The 6,432-nt window shown below is 60.6% G+C and carries 9 protein-coding genes; all 9 read right to left on the bottom strand.

Going from position 1 to position 6,432, the window contains the following annotated elements; translation table 11 throughout:
* The coding region (locus tag VGL22_RS10485; RefSeq protein ID WP_465266864.1) for a GTP-binding protein at nt 1–185 on the bottom strand (185 nt) is incomplete at its 3' end.
* 148 nt (nt 186–333) lie between these two features.
* Nucleotides 334–807 (bottom strand): 30S ribosomal protein S7, encoded by a 474-nt coding sequence (gene rpsG / locus VGL22_RS10480; protein ID WP_465266863.1) that lies wholly within the window; start codon nt 805–807, stop codon nt 334–336.
* A gap of 146 nt (nt 808–953) precedes the next feature.
* Nucleotides 954–1,355, bottom strand: a complete 402-nt coding sequence (gene rpsL / locus VGL22_RS10475) for a 30S ribosomal protein S12 (RefSeq protein ID WP_026445796.1) — start codon at nt 1,353–1,355, stop codon at nt 954–956.
* 967 nt (nt 1,356–2,322) lie between these two features.
* On the bottom strand, nt 2,323–2,883 hold the full coding sequence (locus tag VGL22_RS10470) for a hypothetical protein (RefSeq protein ID WP_465266862.1): 561 nt from the start codon (nt 2,881–2,883) through the stop codon (nt 2,323–2,325).
* Between the two features lie 291 nt (nt 2,884–3,174).
* Nucleotides 3,175–4,107 (bottom strand): nucleoside hydrolase, encoded by a 933-nt coding sequence (locus VGL22_RS10465; RefSeq protein ID WP_465266861.1) that lies wholly within the window; start codon nt 4,105–4,107, stop codon nt 3,175–3,177.
* Nucleotides 4,108–4,297: 190 nt separating this feature from the next.
* A complete protein-coding gene (locus VGL22_RS10460; protein ID WP_465266860.1) occupies nt 4,298–4,477 on the bottom strand; it encodes a Trm112 family protein in 180 nt (59 codons plus the stop codon).
* A gap of 10 nt (nt 4,478–4,487) precedes the next feature.
* Nucleotides 4,488–5,537, bottom strand: a complete 1,050-nt coding sequence (gene plsX / locus VGL22_RS10455) for a phosphate acyltransferase PlsX (protein WP_465266859.1) — start codon at nt 5,535–5,537, stop codon at nt 4,488–4,490.
* A gap of 18 nt (nt 5,538–5,555) precedes the next feature.
* A complete protein-coding gene (rpmF, locus tag VGL22_RS10450; protein ID WP_465266858.1) occupies nt 5,556–5,741 on the bottom strand; it encodes a 50S ribosomal protein L32 in 186 nt (61 codons plus the stop codon).
* Between the two features lie 88 nt (nt 5,742–5,829).
* Nucleotides 5,830–6,387, bottom strand: coding sequence for a YceD family protein (locus VGL22_RS10445; RefSeq protein ID WP_465266857.1), 558 nt, complete (start codon nt 6,385–6,387; stop codon nt 5,830–5,832).
* Between the last annotated feature and the right edge of the window lie 45 nt (nt 6,388–6,432).

Genomic DNA, 6,432 nt, shown 5'->3' with positions numbered 1-6,432 from the left:
GTGATGCCGCGCTCCTGCTCCTGCTCCATGTAATCCATGGTGGCAGTGCCTTCATGCACTTCGCCAATGCGGTGCGTGATGCCCGTGTAGAACAGAATGCGCTCTGTCGCTGTCGTCTTTCCGGCGTCGATGTGCGCCATGATACCGATGTTCCGGCAACGATTCAGAGGAATAATGCGAGCCACAGTGTCAGATCCTTGCGGGCGGGGACGCCCGCTGTTAACTTCCTGCTTCTTTTAATCCAGGTCCCGAATTCTACTTGCGATTCGGACCAAAACTCTTGAGTGCCCCACCCTTGCCGCGCCTTGTTTTTGCGGTCAGGGTGGGAAAGCACTACCAGCGATAGTGAGCGAAGGCGCGGTTCGCTTCCGCCATACGATGAACGTCTTCCTTCTTCTTCATCGCGGCGCCGCGGCCGTTGGCAGCATCCAGCAGCTCATTCGTGAGCTTGTCGATCATGCCCTTCTCACCGCGAGCGCGCCCATAGCTGATCAGCCAGCGAATCGCCAGCGACGTGCGGCGATCGGGATTCACTTCGATCGGAACCTGGTAGTTGGCGCCGCCCACCCGGCGGGTCTTGACTTCGAGCAGCGGCTTCACGTTCTCCACGGCCTTCTTGAACAGCTTGAGCGCGTCATCCCCGCCGCCCTTCTCTTCCAAGTTCTTCATGGCCTGGTAAAAGATGCCCTGCGCGGTCGACTTCTTGCCGCCCCACATCATGGAGTTCACAAACTTGGTCACGAGCGTCGACGCGTAAACCGGGTCCGGCGCTACTTCCCGCTTCGAAATGTGCCCTTTTCTCGGCATAGTTCCTCAAAACTCTCTCAAGCGCTAGGGCGCTCGGCTTCTGCTACCCCAGTCCCGGCCCAATGCTCCGTCCGGGAACCGATCGTGCCGCCATGTTCAGATGTCAGGCGTTTCTGATCACTGACAACTGATCGCTGACAACTGCTTTACTTCTTCTTCGCCGGTGCCGCTGCTCCGCCCTTGGCGCGCTTGGCTCCGTACTTCGAACGACTCTGCTTGCGGTTAGCCACGCCGACCGAATCCAGCGTGCCGCGCACCACGTGATAGCGAACGCCCGGCAGATCCTTCACACGGCCGCCGCGGATGAGCACAATCGAGTGCTCCTGCAGGTTGTGACCGATGCCAGGAATGTACGTGGTGACCTCGATACCGTTGGTCAACCGTACGCGAGCCACCTTACGCAGCGCCGAGTTCGGCTTCTTGGGCGTCTGGGTGTACACGCGCGTGCAAACGCCGCGGCGCTGAGGCGATGCCTGCAGTGCGGGCGACGCCGTCTTGTAGCGGGGGGCCGTGCGCCCCTTGCGGACAAGTTGATTAAAAGTAGGCAAACCGAAACTCCTTACCCGAATCCTGACCTTCGTTCAGACAGCCGCGCGCAGGCCCTTCCGGCTTATCTTCGTGCCGGCGGCATTTGGAGCCGCACACACGCACGAGGACGCCCAGGTTCTGCTTCGCGTCTGCCTTCTTCCCATCTCAGACGAGAACTGCGACGGTGGCTGTACGCTCCCGGAAACCAGTCCGGTTAAGGCCAACTCCGTTTCGCCGTTCCGGCTCGCATAGCCCTTCAAGGTGAAGAACGCGCGAGCGCCGTAGCGATACTTGCGATCCCGAGGCAAATGAGGAACTTAGCCTCAAACTCCAACCCTGCCCCGGATCGGCTTTGCCCCTGCCCTTGCAAGAAAAGAGCTCACTTCAGGGCCTTTCTTGGCCGACTCTTGCTGTTGCCTGGCCTCAGGACCAACCCGCGCTTCACGTGCCTGCCCGGGTTTCCCGTACCCCTCTTCCGTAAAGCACACGGAAAAAGACGTTCTTGCGGAACCTTTTGAGAATAACAAGAATCGGGGAGGTGGTCAATTAAGTGCGGATTCAGTCGTTCCAACCGGCGCTCGGGATCAGGTGGCTTTCCTATCTAATAGATAGTTTCCGAGCCTATTGGATTCGTCGGCCCCGGGCTTGCAGCCCTCACGGCACCGAATAAGTACCGCCATTTAAGACCGCCTCGGTTTTGACCGCTTCCCGTAGCGCCCTGGAGAATGTCACCGTTTGTGCGAACGATTTGGGCAAACCACGTCATGGAGGATTGTCATTCGGAGAGGATATTCCACATCACGGAAGCCTCGGCACAAAATGCCTGCCTCCCCGAAGCTCACCCACAGGCTGGGCCATGCTCCCCGACAGGAAGAAGGCGCATTCTCGACGAGAATGCGCCTTCTTCTACCTCACTTGCGCGCACTCGCGCCTGCCACATTTCGCAGCACGCCATCCTGGCGCGCTGCAGCCGCGACAACAAACGGCCTAAATGATCCCGTGCACCTTCCAGGCGCCGTTCTCATAGGCCAGATCGGCCTGCTTCTTCGAGCTCAGCTTGTTGCCCGCATTGTGCGCGATGTTCTGAAGCGGCTCAGGCACACCATTCATATTCACGCTTTCGGTGTACTTCACGCTCTTGGCGGATTTGGCGTCCGGCAGCATCTCGTCCTGAGGGTCGCTTACCTCCTTGGCCCGCATCGTCGTGCCCGCCAGGCTTGTGATCAGGAAGTGGAACTCCCCATCGCCTCCCGGCCGCCATTCGATCACATCCCCGGCACTGGCAAGCTTCAGCACCTTCTTGCCGGCGTCAGTCAGCGTGTAGTCGGCCCACCCCTCCTGTTTGGGATAGATCTTGGTCAGTTTCCAGTACCCGGCGGTAAGGCCCTGCTGCAACCCCATCTTGTCCACCGAAATAGTGATCCCCGACGGGGCCACGCTGTCATAGTGCGATTGGATCAGCGTCGCCGCGTTGTCCTTCGACAAATCCGGAGCCGACTTGCACCCGGTCACCCAAAGCCCCGCACACCCGGCTGCAACGACCCCCAAGATACACATTCTCAAGCCGTTTCTCACGTTATCCTCCAAAATCGTTTGACGTCTGCCGTTGATCGACTCACTTTGCCGCGACCGTGCCGCGAGCCTGCCGGAATCGCTTATCGCTCCAGGTGTCCAGTCTGGTATCCGTCAGGGCTGAGCAGAATCGAGCAAGGTTTTCACCTCAATTTCTCCCCATGTCAATGGTTTTGAATGTGACGGACAACACAGTGCTTCTTTAGGGAGGCGTTCCGACCGTCCGCGGCGCACCACAGCGCAGGACCGCAAGGGGACGAAGGCCCGCTATTCCGAGCCCGTAATCCTTCCAACCAGGAACTCCAAAAATCCTTTTTCATCCGACTGCACGCATACCTGCGCATTCGGCTGTCCGTCCACCGGCTTGGTCATGCCCTTGTCGTCCACCTCGATGCGCAGCGGCTTCGCCGGGCATAGCTCCGGTTTCACCGCATAGGCGGCCGCCACCGGATCAAAAAGCGTCGGATTGGGGCTGTGCCCGTCGTTCAGCGCCGCCCACTGGTGATAAAGCAGGGTGAGCTGATCGGTCAGGGGCGATCCGAACGCAAACATCCGGTCCCGGTCCGTCAGTTGCAGCGGCACCTGCGTCGAATCCAGCGGCATCATAAAGATCGGCACGCCCGACCCAAACAGCGCCCTGGCCCCTTCCGGGTCGCGCGCGATATTCCACTCCGGCTGAGGCGCCGTGCCGCTCGGGCCATAGCCCCGATACACGCTCCCGCCCATCATTACCACGCGCTTCAGCTTTTTGAAAGTCTGGGGATCGCGCTTGATAGCCTCCCCCACATTTACCAGCGGGCCGATGGCGATCAGGGTCACCTGCCCCGGATGCGCCTTGATCTGGTCCAGCAGAAACTGGACGCCATCCCTGTGGCGGTGATCGGTCTCGCGTTCCGCGTATGCCTTCTGCGTAAATATGTTGTTGGCCGCTGAAGCTTTGCCCGTCGCAACCGGAACATCCGTCCGCCCGATCGCGCCCAGATAGCGATCTACCAGCCGCGCGCGCAGTTCGGTATCGCCAAACGCCGTCGTGATCCCCAGCAGCTTGATTTCCGGACTGCGTAGCACCAGCGCCAGCGCAAAAGCGTCATCGATGTCATCGCCAATATCGGTATCGAGGATGGCAAGCTGTTGCCCGCCGGCGGAAGCAGCCTGCCCTGCCGCCGAGGAAACCGGAGCTTCGAACGCCGCGCCAGACAAGCACGCGCTCCAAAAAATAAGCGCGCATACGACTGCAAAAGACTGCACCTTGGTCATGCACAACACTGTAAACGGGGAGCACTCCGGGTGTCGCTCTGGATCAGGCAGGATGCGATTCGTTCCCCCGGCATTCACAGTGAGTCAACGCGAAATCTGGATATGCGAACTCGAAGAACTGACGGCTTGAGGGCTACTCTTCCGCGATGAGTACAGGAATCCCATCCACCACCGGGTACCCGCGCCCGCAGCGCTCGCAAATCGCGCGGTCCGACTCCAGCCGCAGCTCACCCTTGCACGCCGGGCACGCCAGCATCCCGCGCACCTCGGCAAAGCGCAATGCGAATTCCGACTGGGAAGGATCGGCCGACATGTCAGTCAGCCTACTGAATTGTCGCGTCTGGATGGGTTTCCGCCGCATGTCCGCGCGTGGGCCGCTGCGCAAACTCGCGCTCGATCTTTTCGTTGGTCCCCGCCTTGGCAAACTCATAGGCCACGCGGATGCCGTTAAAGATCGCATTGTCGTTCGATGAGCCGTGCCCGATGATGCACACGCCGCGCACGCCCAGCAGCGGTGCGCCACCGTATTCGGTATAGTCCAGCCGGCGGCGGAAATCATTGAACGCCTGCCGCGACAGCAGAGCGCCGACTTTGGCGGTCACCGTTTTGGTCAGCGATTCCCGCAGCGCATCGCGTACAAACCGCCCCAGGCCCTCGCTGGTCTTCAGGGCCACATTACCCACAAAGCCATCGCACACAATCACGTCGGCGTGCCCGTTGAAGATGTCGCGGCCTTCCACGTTGCCAATGAAGTGGACCGGCAGCGCCTTCAGCAGCGCCAGAGCATCGCGGGTCAGGTCGTTGCCCTTGGTCTCTTCCTCGCCAATCGACAACAGGCCCACGCGCGGCTTGTGGATTTTCAGCACGGTGCGCGCATACATCTCGCCCATCACCGCAAACTGCTCAAGATTATGGGGCTTGCAATCCACGTTCGCCCCCACGTCCAGCAGGACACAAGGATTGCTCTTCGACGTCGGCATGGGAGTCGCCAGGGCCGGCCTGTCCACGCCCGGAAGCGCGCCCAGCACCATCTTGGCCGTGGCCATGGCGGCGCCGGTGTTTCCAGCCGTCACAAAGCCGGCGCACTTGCGTTCCCGCACCAGCTTCAGCCCCACTCTCATGGAGCTGTCCTTCTTGGTGCGCACCGCGTGCGCGGCTTTTTCGTCCATGCCAATTCGCTCGGTGGCGTGCACCACCGAGATCGGCAAATCTTCGTTTTCAAGGTGCTCGTCGAGCAGATCGCGCAATTCCGGCTCCGGCCCAATCAGATGGACCCGTACCGGCAGCGTGCGGCACGCGAGAATCGCACCTCGGATCTCAGGCTCCGGGGCTTTGTCACTCCCGTATGCGTCCAGCGCAATGTCGATGAGCATGCTCGTGGGAGCCCTCGGCTACTTGGCTTCCTTAACTTCCACAACCTGGCGCTGCTTATACACGCCGCACTTGGGGCACGCGCGGTGGGGCAGCTTCTTCTCGTGGCAGTTCGGGCACTCGGAAACGCCCGTTGCCGTCAAAAAGTCGTGGGCGCGGCGATTGGCAGTGCGGCGCGTGGAGTGGCGCCGTTTCGGATTCGGCATGATGCAATTCCTTTCATATCTACGCTCGGCCGCAGGGCAAATCATTGCCGCCTCTCGGCGCGGGCGTAACACCCTGAATCTAAGGGGTTCAATCTTGGGATTTGATCCGTCCGCGAAGCTCGCCCAGAGCCTCCCAGCGGGGGTCCGCCTGACCCTCCTCGCAGGAGCACGTCTGGTTGTTGCGATTGCCTCCGCAGTGCGGGCAAAGTCCCTTGCAGTCTTCCTTGCACAGAGTGCGGACCGGCAGAGACAAAAGCACCTGCTCCCTCAGCACATCTTCAAGCAACAGACTGTCTTTTTGATAATACCCGATTTCCGTTTCTACTGCCGAGATAGACCGCTCTCCCGGACCCGCATCCACCCCCATCGGCCGGAAGATCAGGTCGAACTCGCCCTCCAGCGCGGTGGCAACATCCTCTACACAGCGCGCGCACGGCAGCTGAAAATTGCCCTTCCACTTCCCCCGCAGCCGGATATCGGCGACCACGTCCTTGGGACCGCGGTGCTCATGCAACACCTCTGCCAGCCCTTCAGCCGCCAGCAAACCCGTCTGCTGAGCTTCTTCTCCGTACTGAATCGCCCCAGGCTTGAACTGGAGGTCGAATTCAATCGGCTCCCGCTCCAGCTCTACAATCTTCAATTCCATACCCTGAGCCTAAGACCCCGCTCCCGCCGCGTCAATGTGGGCAAG

The organism is Occallatibacter sp. (assembly GCF_036502485.1).
Classification (GTDB): domain Bacteria; phylum Acidobacteriota; class Terriglobia; order Terriglobales; family Acidobacteriaceae; genus Telmatobacter.
Note: the sequence above shows the minus strand (reverse complement) of the source record. Positions and strands in the feature narration are given on the sequence as shown.